This window comes from Anaerobacillus sp. 63XJN7_5_ISO-PGPR-S23-430, from assembly GCF_056173695.1.
This window is the reverse complement of the sequence record NZ_CM149686.1, coordinates 605,221-618,889: the sequence shown is the minus strand read 5'-3', so window position 1 is coordinate 618,889 and position 13,669 is coordinate 605,221. Positions and strand designations below refer to the sequence as shown.

General features: G+C 38.7%; 16 protein-coding genes. 6 read left to right on the top strand and 10 right to left on the bottom strand.

The features are described 5' to 3' along the window. Positions 1-15: 15 nt before the first annotated feature. The gene (locus AC0VYJ_RS03390; RefSeq protein ID WP_430246891.1) at positions 16-2,247 is read right to left on the bottom strand and encodes a YhgE/Pip domain-containing protein; all 2,232 of its coding nucleotides are present in this window, start codon (positions 2,245-2,247) and stop codon (positions 16-18) included. 245 nt (positions 2,248-2,492) lie between these two features. Between AC0VYJ_RS03390 and AC0VYJ_RS03385 the strand changes: the two genes are divergently transcribed. Beyond that, on the top strand, positions 2,493-3,386 hold the full coding sequence (locus tag AC0VYJ_RS03385; protein WP_430246892.1) for a diacylglycerol/lipid kinase family protein: 894 nt from the start codon (positions 2,493-2,495) through the stop codon (positions 3,384-3,386). Here the strand turns inward: AC0VYJ_RS03385 and AC0VYJ_RS03380 are convergent. The 3 genes from AC0VYJ_RS03380 to AC0VYJ_RS03370 all read right to left on the bottom strand — a co-directional run bounded on the left by AC0VYJ_RS03380 (position 3,351) and on the right by AC0VYJ_RS03370 (position 5,082). Then, complete coding sequence (locus tag AC0VYJ_RS03380; RefSeq protein WP_475366520.1) at positions 3,351-4,097, bottom strand: phosphatase PAP2 family protein; 747 nt, start codon at positions 4,095-4,097, stop codon at positions 3,351-3,353. The two genes, AC0VYJ_RS03385 and AC0VYJ_RS03380, sit on opposite strands and share 36 nt — an antisense overlap. 103 nt (positions 4,098-4,200) lie before the next feature. Continuing rightward, positions 4,201-4,548 carry a DUF3243 domain-containing protein gene (locus tag AC0VYJ_RS03375; protein WP_194219992.1) on the bottom strand — a complete coding sequence of 116 codons (348 nt, stop codon included), beginning with the start codon at positions 4,546-4,548 and terminating at the stop codon, positions 4,201-4,203. An 18-nt stretch (positions 4,549-4,566) separates the two neighbouring features. Next, a complete protein-coding gene (locus AC0VYJ_RS03370; RefSeq protein WP_475366519.1) occupies positions 4,567-5,082 on the bottom strand; it encodes a type 1 glutamine amidotransferase domain-containing protein in 516 nt (171 codons plus the stop codon). 182 nt (positions 5,083-5,264) lie between these two features. Between AC0VYJ_RS03370 and AC0VYJ_RS03365 the strand changes: the two genes are divergently transcribed. Beyond that, the gene (locus AC0VYJ_RS03365) at positions 5,265-5,699 is read left to right on the top strand and encodes a ferritin-like domain-containing protein (protein WP_098446445.1); all 435 of its coding nucleotides are present in this window, start codon (positions 5,265-5,267) and stop codon (positions 5,697-5,699) included. Between the two features lie 52 nt (positions 5,700-5,751). On the opposite strand, the gene AC0VYJ_RS03360 is transcribed toward AC0VYJ_RS03365, so the two are convergent. The 3 genes from AC0VYJ_RS03360 to AC0VYJ_RS03350 are packed head-to-tail and all read right to left on the bottom strand — an operon-like array spanning position 5,752 to position 8,491. Next, positions 5,752-6,492 (bottom strand): EcsC family protein, encoded by a 741-nt coding sequence (locus tag AC0VYJ_RS03360; protein ID WP_475366518.1) that lies wholly within the window; start codon positions 6,490-6,492, stop codon positions 5,752-5,754. A gap of 47 nt (positions 6,493-6,539) precedes the next feature. After that, a complete protein-coding gene (locus AC0VYJ_RS03355; RefSeq protein WP_475366517.1) occupies positions 6,540-7,754 on the bottom strand; it encodes an ABC transporter permease in 1,215 nt (404 codons plus the stop codon). Next, entirely contained in the window at positions 7,751-8,491 is a 741-nt protein-coding gene (locus tag AC0VYJ_RS03350) for an ABC transporter ATP-binding protein (protein ID WP_226616110.1), read from the bottom strand. Before AC0VYJ_RS03350 ends, AC0VYJ_RS03355 begins: the two co-directional genes overlap by 4 nt. 537 nt (positions 8,492-9,028) lie before the next feature. On the opposite strand from AC0VYJ_RS03350, the gene AC0VYJ_RS03345 reads away from it, so the two are divergent. Beyond that, a complete protein-coding gene (locus AC0VYJ_RS03345; protein WP_430246899.1) occupies positions 9,029-9,463 on the top strand; it encodes an HIT family protein in 435 nt (144 codons plus the stop codon). 32 nt (positions 9,464-9,495) lie between these two features. Here AC0VYJ_RS03345 and AC0VYJ_RS03340 read toward each other — a convergent pair whose 3' ends face one another. Beyond that, the gene (locus AC0VYJ_RS03340) at positions 9,496-10,395 is read right to left on the bottom strand and encodes a hypothetical protein (RefSeq protein ID WP_475366516.1); all 900 of its coding nucleotides are present in this window, start codon (positions 10,393-10,395) and stop codon (positions 9,496-9,498) included. 197 nt (positions 10,396-10,592) lie between these two features. Between AC0VYJ_RS03340 and serC the strand changes: the two genes are divergently transcribed. Both serC and AC0VYJ_RS03330 read left to right on the top strand, forming a co-directional pair. Further along, positions 10,593-11,681, top strand: a complete 1,089-nt coding sequence (gene serC, locus AC0VYJ_RS03335) for a 3-phosphoserine/phosphohydroxythreonine transaminase (RefSeq protein WP_430246901.1) — start codon at positions 10,593-10,595, stop codon at positions 11,679-11,681. Between the two features lie 130 nt (positions 11,682-11,811). Further along, a complete protein-coding gene (locus AC0VYJ_RS03330) occupies positions 11,812-12,330 on the top strand; it encodes a tryptophan transporter (protein WP_430246902.1) in 519 nt (172 codons plus the stop codon). Positions 12,331-12,366: 36 nt separating this feature from the next. On the opposite strand, the gene AC0VYJ_RS03325 is transcribed toward AC0VYJ_RS03330, so the two are convergent. Together AC0VYJ_RS03325 and AC0VYJ_RS03320 are read right to left on the bottom strand one after the other, a co-directional pair. Beyond that, positions 12,367-12,765, bottom strand: coding sequence for a YkvA family protein (locus tag AC0VYJ_RS03325; protein ID WP_475366515.1), 399 nt, complete (start codon positions 12,763-12,765; stop codon positions 12,367-12,369). A gap of 120 nt (positions 12,766-12,885) precedes the next feature. Then, on the bottom strand, positions 12,886-13,083 hold the full coding sequence (locus tag AC0VYJ_RS03320; protein WP_194220001.1) for a hypothetical protein: 198 nt from the start codon (positions 13,081-13,083) through the stop codon (positions 12,886-12,888). Positions 13,084-13,252: 169 nt separating this feature from the next. Here AC0VYJ_RS03320 and AC0VYJ_RS03315 point away from each other — a divergent pair, with 169 nt between their 5' ends. Further along, complete coding sequence (locus tag AC0VYJ_RS03315) at positions 13,253-13,621, top strand: YtxH domain-containing protein (protein WP_430246905.1); 369 nt, start codon at positions 13,253-13,255, stop codon at positions 13,619-13,621. The last annotated feature ends 48 nt before the right edge of the window (positions 13,622-13,669 follow it).

Here is a 13,669-nt window from a genome sequence, read left to right as displayed (position 1 = left end):
TCTTCAAAGAGGATATTAATGAAATAACCCTGATTCTCTGGACTTTTTCATTAAATACTTCGTCTTTTTAATGATAACTTCCTTAAGTACCGCTCCTATGAGAAGGAACACAACAGAAAAAATTCCCAAAAAGAATAAATCTTCTTTTGCTCGTGCCCATACAATTCCTCCTACTGCTTCTCTCATTAAATCTACTGCGTACGAAAATGGTAAATAAGGATGGATTGCTTGAAAGAACTCTGGTAGCAAAGCAACTGGATACGTTCCACCTGACCCAGCAATTTGAAGAACAAGAAAGACAATAGCCATCGCTTTACCCACATCCCCAAATACAGCAACTAGAGTATAAACCATTAACATGAACACAAAGCTAATCACGATGCCAAATAGTACAAAAAGAACAGGATTTACGATATCTACATTTAAAATAAAGAGATCTCCTGATGTTACAACAAGCGTCTGAAGGAAACCAATGCTAATAAACGTCAATAATTTTCCGAAATACACCTGGCGATTCGACGCTTCTTCAAAACCAGTGGCTTCAGTGGTAAGTAATGAAACAAGAAGAAGTGCCCCTACCCATAACGATAGAACAGTATAGAACGGTGTCATACCTGTACCGTAATTTTGAATCGGGAAGAGTGAATTTTTACTTAACACTATAGGTTCTGCGAAAAAGCTTTGCTCTGCCATAGGATCATTCTTCAGTAAATCAATGATCTCGTTAATATCTGTTTCTCCTTGAATCTCTCTGATTCGATCCGCAAGCTGGTTCACTTTATCATTTACGTAAGGATATTCATTTAACATGTATGCTAAAATATCCTGACCTTCGCCGATATTCTTTTCAGTACTTGAAAGAATTCGTTCCACTTCAGGGATGGTGGTTTGCGCCTCTTTTAATGTCGATCGAGCATTCGATAACGTCTTTTTCGCACTTGCCACTTCAGCAAGAACACGAGGCTCAATGTTTTCCTTGTACTCTTTTAAGAATGAATCGATTCGATCAGCTGTTTCTCCGGATTTTTCCTGAAGAGTTGTTAAAATATCATCTATTTCTTCTTGCTTATCAGCTAAGGTAGATCCAATTTCATCACTATCTGCTTTAATGGTCTGTAACTGTTCTTTAACTTGATCAAGATCAGCGATTGCCTCATCGATAACCTCTTGCTGCTGCGAGTTAGCGGCAGGCTCCTGCACCGGCTCTTGAGGAGATTCTTCTCCTTCTTCCTGCGACTCCTCATTCTCGTTATTATCGCTAGCTTCCTGTACTTGCTTCAATACGACTTCAACATCATCAATACGCTGAACAGATTCATCTACTTGTTGATTTATCTGATTTCTTATTTCTTCTACTGAGGATAAATCAATATCTGGCGATTTTAAATCCGATAAGAACTTATTTACATCCTCAGCTGTTTGTTGAGCTTTAGTTAAATCTTCCTCTACTTGCGGTGCAAGCTTATTCAAGCGATCTTCTGACTCGTTTAAAAATTGTGTGGTTTCATCAATCGTACTAATGCCTTCACTCGTAATTTGCTGAGCTTCCGGAAGAAGTCCTTGAACTTTATTTATCACATCTTCAGCATCTCTCGAGTCAGATAGGGCATCGGAAATCAAACGATTGATCTCTGGAAGGTTCTCTTCTAGTTTGAAGACATATTCCTCGAACTGTTTTATGTCAGATAAATCCTTTTCAAATTCTACTCCTAAATCATTAAATACCTCAAAGATCGTCCCATTCACAACCGATACAAAGTTACTTGTAATTTGATCAACAATGACACTCGCACCTTTTTCAGTGATCTTTGGTGCGATCGCATTTACTTTTTCGTTTACATAGTACTCTACCTCTGCTTTCTCGGGTTCATCATTAATAACTGTCCCAAGTTTCTCTGAAAAGTCTTCTGGAATGACGATCACTGCAAAATAGTCCCCATACTCAAGCTTATCCATCGCAGCTTCTCGATTTGAGAAATGCCACTCAAGACTGTCATTATCTTTCAATTCCTTCGTTAACTCTCCACCTGCATCAATTTCCTTATCCCGAATGGTTGCCCCCTTGTCTTCATTGACAATGCCAACAGGAAGCTGATCCGTTTGACTATATGGATCCCAAGATGCTCCAATATTAAACCAAGCATAAAGAGAAGGAAGAATAATGAGACCACCTAATAGAATCGCTGCTACCCAATTCGTTCCAATTCCCTTCCAATCTTTCTTGAAAATTCTTAAAATATTCTTCATTTACAAGCTCCTACTCGTCAAAATATGTATTCTCCAACTAGTATAATTCCCTAAGAAGTGAATTGTCATGAGAAATGAGTCCAATGTCAATCAGTCCAATCTCACAACTAATTGCGATAGCTACTATGTGGAGGTGTTCAGCTAATTGAATTCGAAATCAACTTTTTTCGAATTCTACTATCCGTGTGTACTTCACCGAATATAAGGGAATAAGAAAGGAAGATTATACGAAAGGAGTCATTAACTTGACACGTGTAGCCATTATCTTAAATCCCAAAGCTGGAAATGTTAAAATGGTCAATCAAATTGATACGATCCAAGAAAGACTACGAGAAAACTATGATCAGGTTTCCCTTTATAAAACAGAATATAAAGGACACGGTGCTGAATTAGTCGCAGAACTAGGCGACGAAGTAGACATTCTCATTGGGGCTGGTGGGGATGGAACCATAAATGAATTAGCAAATGCAATTTGCCAAAGAGAGAAGCGTCCTGTTTTCGGTATTATTCCTGGAGGAACTTGCAATGACTTCTCTAGAGCAATCGGCATCAACCAGAATCCACTCCTTGCTGTTGAACAGCTATTAGAAAATAACCGTTCCCATATTGACGTAGGTCGCTCAAATGATGAGTATTTCTTGAATTTCTGGGGAATCGGCTTAATCACTCAGGCTTCTGAGAACATTAACCCTGATACAAAAGAAGTTTTCGGAAGGCTTTCTTACTACATTAGTACTGCACAAACGATCAACAATCCACAGCCTTTTCATCTTAAAGTAGATGCCGATGGGCAGAATTTTGAAGGGGAAGCTGTCATGATGATCGTAGGGAACGGTCCATTTACTGGCGGGATCCAAGCTTTCTTCCCTGAAAATAACCTGCAAGATGGTGAATTTGATGTCTTAATCATTAAAGAAACGTCTCTTCCAACTTTTTGGTCCATTTTTCAATCAAAGGTTTTCAAGCAGTCGCGATTTAACGAAGATATCATTCATTTCCAAACAAAACGTTTAAAAATAGAAGCTGATCCAGAGCAAAATATCGACTGTGACGGAGAACGTCATCATACGACTCCGTCAACGCTCGAAGTATTGCCTGCATACTTAACTGTTCTTACTGGAGAAGATTTTTCTGAATGAACCTAATGTTAACGAGGATCTCTTAATCCAAAGAACCCATTCAAGAGAGAAAATGCAAACAAATAGCCAGAGTGTACCAGCTGCATAACCTGCTAGAACGTCACTTGGATAATGAACACCTAAATAGATTCGACTAAATCCGATCAGTACGATGAAGAAGAATACTAGTGTTCCACTTAACCACTTTGTCGTTCTACTCCTCTGGCTTCTTACAATAAGGTAACCAATAAATCCATATAGTAGAAAAGATCCCATCGCATGTCCACTAGGGAAACTATACCCCACTGCATCATAAGCAGCATCGATGGAAGGTCTTGACCTAGCAAAAAAATGTTTTAGTTCTGTCGTTAAAAGTCCGCCTGCAGCCTGTGCTATAACGAAAAAGAGAATGCTCCAACCATCACGTAGTTTAAACCATAGAAAAGCTACAGTCGCAACAGAAACCACTGAAATCCACCAAACAGAGCCAAGTTCTGTTATAAATTCCATCACATTTAATAATCCATCGGAACGAATGCCGTCTACGCCAGAAATAATCGCTTGATCAAATTGTAGCGTTTCTTTTTCTAATATTTCTTCTGCTAACTCTGAAAACAACATGATTGCCAAAACAGCGATGAATAGTCCAAATGCATTTAGTACAAGTGGAAACCACACTTTTTTTTGCTTTAACGCTCCTGGCAAGGAGCTAAAAAAATTATTTTTATTCATAATATCGCGCCTTTCACCGTTTTCAATTCTCCAAACTCCGTGAAGTTCTTCACCTCATAAAATTCTTTTTAAAAAAGCCGCTGTATCAGCAGCGGCTTTGCCTTTACTTATCTTTAGTTAGAACCATACGTACAAGAAGATGGGCCAATTCATGACGTTGCTCTTTACTTCCCACAAGCCATAACTCTTGTAATAGCTTTTCTTCTCTATTCTTAGGCTCCTCCTTCTTCGCTAGATAACCCGCTACTTTTTCTGCAGCTTGAGCTAGCGCTTCTTCACTAAGTCCTAATTTTTCTCCGATTTCGACTCTAGTGGCAAGGTATTTTTTAAAGTCCTCAAAATTAGAGAGAATATCATCCATTTTGTCATCGCTCATACGATCTAGTGTATCATCAACTTTATTTACATCGAGCTGACTATCTTTATCAACTAAATGATTTTTTTCACTCATTACTTCCACTCCTTTTTATCAGTTGTCCATAACAGACAGAGATTTTTCAATGAATGCCGGAATATCGTCTGGATTTCTACTACTAACTAAATTTCCACCACAAACTACCACTTCTTCATCAAACACATTGGCACCCGCATGTTTTAGATCTGTTTGAATGGATTTAAATCCTGTAATGTTTCTTCCATTTAATACTTCAGCAGATATGAGCAGCTGTGGACCATGACAGATCACAAGCGTTTTCTTATTTAGAAACATCATTTTTTTCGTAAATGCCACAAATCGATCATCTGCGCGCAGTTCATCAGGTGAAACGCCACCCGGAATGAAAAGAACGTCAAAATCTTCCGCATTTACCTCATCAATTCCTTTGTCGGATATTACTTTAGCCTCGCCTTGTTTTCCTGTTAATTCTTGACCTGCTTCTGTACTAATTACTGTCAGAGAATGGTTTGCATTCTTAAACTGCTCAGCAGGTTTTGTATATTCTACATCTTCAAACATGCTTGTCATAAGTACTGCAATTTTACTCACTTTAGGCCCTCCTATAGATTAACTAATTGTGATTTACATAGTTGAATATTACCCCTCCTACTATCAGTCAAACATCCATCCTATTGTTCCTATCTTTTTCAATGTTTATGTTTTATTAACGGAGTGGAAGGGTAAAATTAATATGGAACCAAAACAGAACAGATTTAGAAAGGATGTTTAGAATGGCCGACAAAAAACAAGAACTAATTGATGGACTTAATGTGGATCTAGCAAATGAATACGCTGCTAGCATTATGTACACTTACAATGCAGCTGTTGTATCTGGTTTATATCGTCAAACACTAAAACCATTCTTTGAAAGTGAAATTGCAGATGAACAGGGACACGCTCTTTATCTTGCAGAGAAAATTAAAGTGCTTGGTGGTACACCAACAACCGCTCCTGCTGAAGTAAAACAGCTTACTGATGTGAAAGAAATGCTTATTGAAGCTAGAACGGCTGAAAAAGATACCATCGATCGTTATGAAAAACGTAAAAAGCAAGCAGAGGAACTAGGATTTACTGAACTAGTTGTGAAGCTTGATGATATGATCGCTGATGAAACACACCATATGGAAGAAATGGATCGCATTCTTAGCGATGCACGCTTCGAATAAGATAATTGATACAAAAAGGCCAGCCGGAACATTCGGCTGGCCTTTTCTTTGTCTATTCTTCTTCATCCTTTACGTCAATGATGCGCTTCCTGTAAGCATTCATGGCATTTTCCCCTAGCCAGTCAAGAAAGTGATAATTCACATACGCCCCGACTATTGCACCAAAACCAGGAATCATCTGAAGTAATTTAGGAAGGTCAATATAATCTCTATACTCGAGTTGAAACGACTTCCAATCATGTTCATCATTGTATTTATTTCTTATTTCCATCTGGTTAAGGTTATCATCCCAGTTAGCGATGCGCTCGTAACTGCTCCTCCTCGCCTCATCTGCTGAAAAAGCGAGTTGAAAAATCGTAAGAATAAACACTCTTTCTTCGAATTTCTTAGCATCATATCCATAAACACTGGCAAGATCAAAAAGGAATTTCATCTTAATGGATAAAAGCAAAGGAAAATCAGCTAAACCAAGAAGGATCCCACCTGCGCCTGTACCTGCTCCTTCTGTAGCAGCAATACGTTTATACTTAAGTATTAATCGTCTTGCTTTTTCATCTCTCACTTGAAGCGATTGATTGATATCTGGTTCTTTAACAGTATACGTATTTCCAGCCAGAACACCTTGGACCATTGTTTTAATACCATTTGTGACGATCGAATGGATACGTTCAGGTATTTTATCGTTAATCCGACTTTGTATTTTTTTTGCTGAACGGGAAACCATAGAAGATTTTTTCTTTATTTTTCGTTCCCAAGATTCAAGCTCTTCTTCTACCTCACTTAAATAACTCATGCTGCAAAACATCCTTTGGCTCTGACTTTTAACACCAAACCAGTCAACTAAATCTTCTGTTTCAGATTACTGTTTCGAGATGTGGCTACGGCAACTGCCGCTGACCCAACAATAAGAATCAATCCAGCCGACACAATGTCAAAAGAAAGAACAAAAGAAATAACAGCAAAAGTAACTGCTTGTGCACCTAGTAAACGAATTAGCAGGGCGCGAAACGCCATTATTTGTTCTTTATCTGACAGTGGATAAAGTTTTACCATCACATGTGCCTCGTAGTGAGGGAACAATGTTCGAAGTTGAACAGCTGTTAAATAAATAATGAGCGCAGTCCCAATCACTTTACCTGTAACTCCAGGAACAAAAGCGATCACTACGAGTCCTAAAAGCCATAACCTAAAATAGATACCTAAATATTCATTACTCCTAATAAATGCTTTTTGATAGAGCGTCTCATAGACAGTATTTGTTGGGAGAAGTTTCTCCGCAATTGAGCTTAATGTACGCCTTTGTTTAACAGACTGTTTTAATTTAGGGACATCCGTAAATAAATTAGCTGTTCGATAGAACTTCATACTTTGTTGTTCATCTAGCACAAGTAGCTTCTCCCATTTGATTGCATATTTACGTTGAAGCGGAAGAAAGAATAGAAAAAGAATCGCTACAAGTATGAGACATGCGAGCGTTACGAAAATCCATGATGCCTGTGCCAGTAATAAGTATGTTACTAGCATTGTAGTAAAAAGACGCACCATTGTATAAAGCCAGGAAGTTTGGTGAGCTGGTAAGTGGAGTTCCATCCACTTCATGATGACGTTAACTCCCTTTAATGCAATCAGCACAATAATCACAAACACGTAGTAAGGCGTTCCAGCAGACATCTCGTGCTGATAGAGAGGTGCAAGAATCGTCATAACGACAACGGTTATAAATACTTGAAGTCCGAAACTATACAATAGAGATTTACGAAAGTAGCCGTGTAAACGGTTTTCCGCTGGTAGCATAAATACTAGATCGGCTTCTGACAAAAAGAACCTTAATGGCGTTCGAACCACAGTCACTGCAGCAATGACTGTAATGACCGCTAATCCAGGAAATGTTTCAGGAAGTACTTTCAATAATTCACTGTAATAATACGCCCCGAATATGAGGGTAAGAACAAGCGTGAACAAAAAGCTGCTATTACCAATTAGTCTAAAGTAACGCAGGGCAATTTTCCAAAAGGCCCCTGCCCTTTCTTTCCATAGCGTCTCAAGCTGCATCATTTGCCACTCCTGGTCGCTTCAATATAGATATCATCGAGCGTAGCAGCTTTATTACCGATTTGATGCCGTAATTCTGCCATAGTACCTGACATTACAATTCGGCCATCGTGCAGAATAATAAATCGATCGCAATACCTTTCAGCTGTTGAAAGAATATGTGTCGACATTAATACCCCTGCGCCTTCCTCTTTCATCTCCAGCATCATATCAAGGAAGGACTGAATCCCAATAGGATCTAAACCAACAAAGGGCTCATCTACGATATAAAGAGATGGTTTTACGAGAAAGGCACACATGATCATAACCTTCTGTCTCATCCCTTTAGAAAAATGACCCGGAAACCACTTCTTCATATTAGTCATCCGAAACTCTTTAAGAAGTGCTTCAGCTCTTTCTTTCCATTCTTCACTTAATTCATAAGCTAGAGCTGTCAGCTGTAAATGCTCCCAAAGCGTTAACTCATCATACAACAACGGTGTTTCAGGTATATATGAAAACTGTTTACGGTAACCATCTTTATTTTCAGAGAAGCTCGTACCACCCACGCGGATACGACCATTCATTGGGTCAAGTAAGCCAAGAATATGTTTGATTGTTGTACTTTTGCCAGCCCCATTAAGGCCAATGAGACCAACAATTTCATTTGAATTTACATTAAGAGAAAGATCATGGAGTACAGGCTTATTCGCCTGGTATCCACCAGTAAGATTGCTAACTTCCAGAATAGAATTCGTCATAGCGTTCCTCTCATTTCGCGTCATTTGTTTACATTTTAACAAACTTTCAATTGGAGCGTGAAACAATGAGTTGAATGATTCGTACAGCACCCTTCTCACTTACCCCTATCCACATCTTACCTTTTTCACAGAAGACTTTCCATAAAGGACATTTTTCATTTTATAGTCTCGTTGATATTATTTAACTTTTATTATTGACTCATTTAAGTGTAGATATAGTTCCCATTCGAAGTTGTCGGTTATCGAGATAATAAAACTCAAAATACATGAATAGATCAATGGTATTAAGAACATCCTTATAGAGAGTGTGGCGTCTTCCCTTAAAACAAGTTGCACTCAGGGCTCTGCACCCCCGGCAGAGCCTTTTCTTGTTCCAATCCAATTATTCTTAAAAATAAATATTTCTTAGATCATATAGAAGTTTCGTTTAATCATTGGATTGTGTTTGCAAGATATGTAAGTACATTAGGGAGAAGCGGTCATAACGAAAATGAAAATTATGGTACGATATATGAAAAGATTGAAAGGATGATGAACATGAGCCATTCACCCGATTGCATATTCTGTAAGATTATTAACGGAGATATTCCATCTGCGAAAGTTTACGAAAATGAAGACGTTCTAGCCTTTCTAGACCTTACACAAGTAACAGAAGGACATACCCTCGTCATTCCAAAAAAACATCAGCAAAACATCTACGAGCTTGATCCCGAGACAGCTTCAAAGCTCTTTGCTGCAGTTCCTGAAATAGCAAATGCTTTAAAAGCGAACTTTTCTCCTGAAGGCATGAATCTTCTAAACAATAATGAAGCGATTGCTGGACAATCTGTTTTTCATTATCATCTACACCTTATTCCACGCTACGGTAAAGGGGACGGATTCGGAGCGGTATGGAAAACACACGAAAATGACTATGATGCTGACAAGTTACAGCGTCTTGCTGAAGGGATTCGTTCGCACATTAATTCTTAATGAAACTGTCTTGATACATAAAAGGAGACCATTTATGGTCTCCTTTTCATTTGGGTGCGTTTCATTTCTTTTAATGTATAAAAGCCATTCGGAACAACCCAATCTGGATGATCAAACGTTTGATCTAATCCATTTAACATCGTTGACATCTTTGTTCGTAAGTCTGGATTCCACCTTAATTCATGAATAAACTCTTCTCTATGACCTCCATACCCGACCATAGCCTTCAGCTCATTTAATAAATCTGCTTGCCACATAGATGGGAGATTTGATTCCCCCGGTATATCTTTAAATCGTACATAAGAACCTTCTCTTATGTAACCGTGTGGATAATAGTATGCGTAAACTCGTTCGAAATTCTCCCCTGTTTTAAGGGTAAGCTTGCCATGAAGGTGCTCTCTTAGTACATAACCGCCTTCCGTACGATTTAACAGTTCTAGCTGTTCACGATCAACAAATGTAACCCACACTTCTGTCTTCGCTCCCTGAACTGGAGCAATGACAGCAGGAAGTGCTCCATATGGTGCTAGAAAGGAACCTGCGATGACGTCTGTATCCTTTATTTCTGCACGATAATAGAGAATGAAATCACTAACATCAGGATTGAGACTAAACTTATATTTGAGCTGTGCTAGACAGACATTCGATCCATATGCGAGAAGCGGGATTCGCTCTTCAATAGGAGATAAACCTTCTGATAACAGCAATTCTTCCACTGTAAACTGTTCTGTCGTTGCAAATGCAAGAGAACCCGACACGTCTTCCCCTCTTGCATAATGAACAATTTGCTTCTCTACTGGAGTATTTTGAACTTCATCAATTCGATGTGCTTTCCCGTTATGGTATAGGAAAGATGAAGCTGGTCGTGGACCAGGATAAATATCTGGATGATCGTATGGTCCGATATGAGTTGGTTTGTTTTCTCGATACATTAGTTCACACCACTTTCTTATCATTCACTTCTATATAGAATAGCAAAATGATGAAGCAGAACAAATGCTTCTGCTTCAATAGAACGAAATATTCGAAAAGATTAGAAAAAAATATAGCACCGCCGAATCCTTTAATGATAGGATGAGTACAAGTTAAATCGAGGCATCGCATTACATTACTAAAGGAGTGTCTATTAGTGGAACGTCGTTATAATTTTAATGCTGGCCCGTCCGCCTTACCTCAAGATGTACTTAATCATGCTCAAGCAGAACTTCTCAATTATCAACAGCAAGGTATGTCCATTATGGAATTTAGTCATCGTAGCAAAGAATATCAGAAAATCCATGATGGAGCCAATGAGCTTTTAAGAGAACTGCTTCACATCCCTGATGACTATGAAGTTCTTTTTCTTCAAGGCGGAGCAAGTTTACAATTCTCAATGATCCCAATGAATTTTCTTCAAACTGGTCAGCAGGGTAATTATTTCCTTACAGGAAGCTGGTCCCAAAAAGCATTAAAGGAAGCTCAGAAATTAGGAGACACGTATGTTGGTGGAAGTAGTGAACAAGATGATTTCAAACGTATACCAGAGATCGACACGCTACAATACAGTAACAAAGATGCATACGTTCACTTGACTTCAAACAACACAATACATGGCACCCAGTGGAAGGAATTCCCCAAGCATACCCATTCTCCTATCGTTGCCGATATGTCGAGCGATATATTAAGTCGATCCCTTCCAATTGACCAATTTGGTCTTATTTATGCAGGTGCTCAGAAAAACCTTGGTCCAGCAGGAGTAACTGTAGTCATCTTAAGGAAAGATATGCTCAAAAACATCCCAGATCAACTTCCAACAATGTTAGACTATCGTACTCACGTTGATAAGAAGTCGCTCTATAATACCCCTCCTTCGTTTGCGATCTATATGCTATCCCTTGTTCTTGAATGGACAAAGACTAAGGGAGGTATTAAGGAAATCGAAAAGATGAATGCTGAGAAAACAAATCTACTCTATGACACGATTGATAGTAGTAAAGGTTTTTATAGTGGAACAGCTGAAACAGCAAGTCGCTCATCAATGAATGTAACTTTCAATTTACCAGGAAAAGAGCTTGAAGAACTGTTCCTACATGAGGCGGCAGAAGAAGGTTTTGTTGGGTTAAAGGGCCATCGCTCTGTTGGAGGATGTCGTGCTTCCATCTATAACGCTGTTCCCCTTGAATCAGTTCGTGCATTAAGTGACTTTATGCAGACATTCCATCACAAACACAATATTTAACACTTTTCAATAGGACATTCGTTTGTTATGATATAAAAAATTAGTTCTTTCGCAGCAGGCACATAGCGCACTGATGGAGAGAACACCGTCTTTTGACGGAGAATGAGATGAGAAGAGGAGAGATTTCTTTATGAAAACAAAAAATTTAGTACTCATGGCTTTACTACTTGGTATTGGAACGATTCTACACGCAATTATACCTGGCTTAATTTCTGGCATGAAGAACGATATGCTTCTTACAATGATGTTTCTAGGAATATTACTATTTCCTGAGCGCAAAAGCGTTCTTGTACTCGGACTTGCGACAGGAGTTATCTCTGCTGCAACGACAACATTCCCTGGTGGACAACTTGCTAACATGATTGATAAACCTGTGACAGCTTTTGCTTTCTTTGGTCTTTATTTACTCGTTCAGCGGTTTGGCCAATCATTAGTAACAGTTGGAATTTTAACAGCAATCGGCACGATGATTAGTGGGGCTATATTCCTTGGAGCTGCTCTTGTCTTTGCAGGACTTCCTGGTGGCGCCGCATTCACTGGACTGTTTGTTACCGTTGTTCTTCCAACAGCCGTAGTAAATACCATTGCAATGGTACTAATCTTTCCAGTTGTACAATCAATCCTTAAACGTACTAGCTTCGCTTTCTAAATAAACACAAAAAAAACGGCCAAATTGGCCGTTTTTTTATATTTTCACTCCTGTTTCCCACTCTCGGAACTTTTCTAACTCATGCTTTAATTGACTTGCAACAAATCCTATTACTGCTACATCATCAAGAAGCCCGACTCCCGCTAATAAATCAGGAACCGCATCAATAGGACTAATAAAATAAAGTAATGCTCCTACAATCATAACGACTGATTTTTTTGAAATATCGCGATAACTTCCTTTACGAAATTCCTGGACAAGTCTCGAGAACGTCTTCACATCCACCCACATCTCATCCATGCCCTTACGCCCATTGTATAGGGCTCCTTTTTTCAAGGATTCGATTGAAACATCCTTCATTTTGTCTTTATCCTTCATAACCATTACTGCCTTCTTTGTCATTCTCTTAAAAACACTTTTAATCATACGATTCATTATTTCACGCTCCTTAAATACCCTTCTCTCTATAAGATACCTCAAATGAGCGTGATTCTAACCTTTAATATCGTTTTTATGTTTGCAAGTTGAAAGCCGTGGGGAAAATAAAGGACATCATTAGAAAATAAGCATGGCCATCGATACCCCAAGCACAAGGAAAACAATCGCAAACGTACCAAATAAGTAGGCGCTTTTTTGCTTTCGGATCATTCGTTCATTGTGAAATGAATATTTTCTAATTAATAACAGCCTGCTTACTGTTGCGGTTAATAGTAGACTGCCAGCTGCAATAAGGAAAAAGATAAATCCAGCCATACCCGTCCCCTCCATTTACCGTAGCGTATACTAAAAGGTATATGTGATGCCCACTGCTTTCATAACCACAACGAATTAATGAAAGGAGAAAGCAGGATTCTTGACTGGGATGGCGAACTAATGTCTTTAAGTAGAAGTATAAGGATTTGGATAGGAAAGGATGAACATCATGGGAAAAGCAAAAACATTATTAACAGGATTTGTAGTAGGCGGGGTAGTTTCCGCTGCTTCTGTACTTTTAACCACTCCGAAATCCGGAAAAGAATTAATGACTGACGCTAAAGAGAAGAGTGATGATATAAAGGAAGGGTTTACTAAGCTTAAAAGTGATCTTAACGAACTGACCGCTCAAGTAAAACAGCTTTCTTCAGAAGGCAAAGAAATTATTCAGGAAGTAGCCGCTGACCTTAAACGATCCATCTCTTCATTTCAACAGGATATTGAACCGAATTTAACTAGGCTAAAGGCAGATGTCGAGGAAATGCAGAAGACGATTGAAACAGTCAAAGAAGAAGTAAACAGTCCGGCTTCAAAATAGCCGGTTTTTTTACCGAAGATCAACAATATTCTAATATAGCTTGAATCA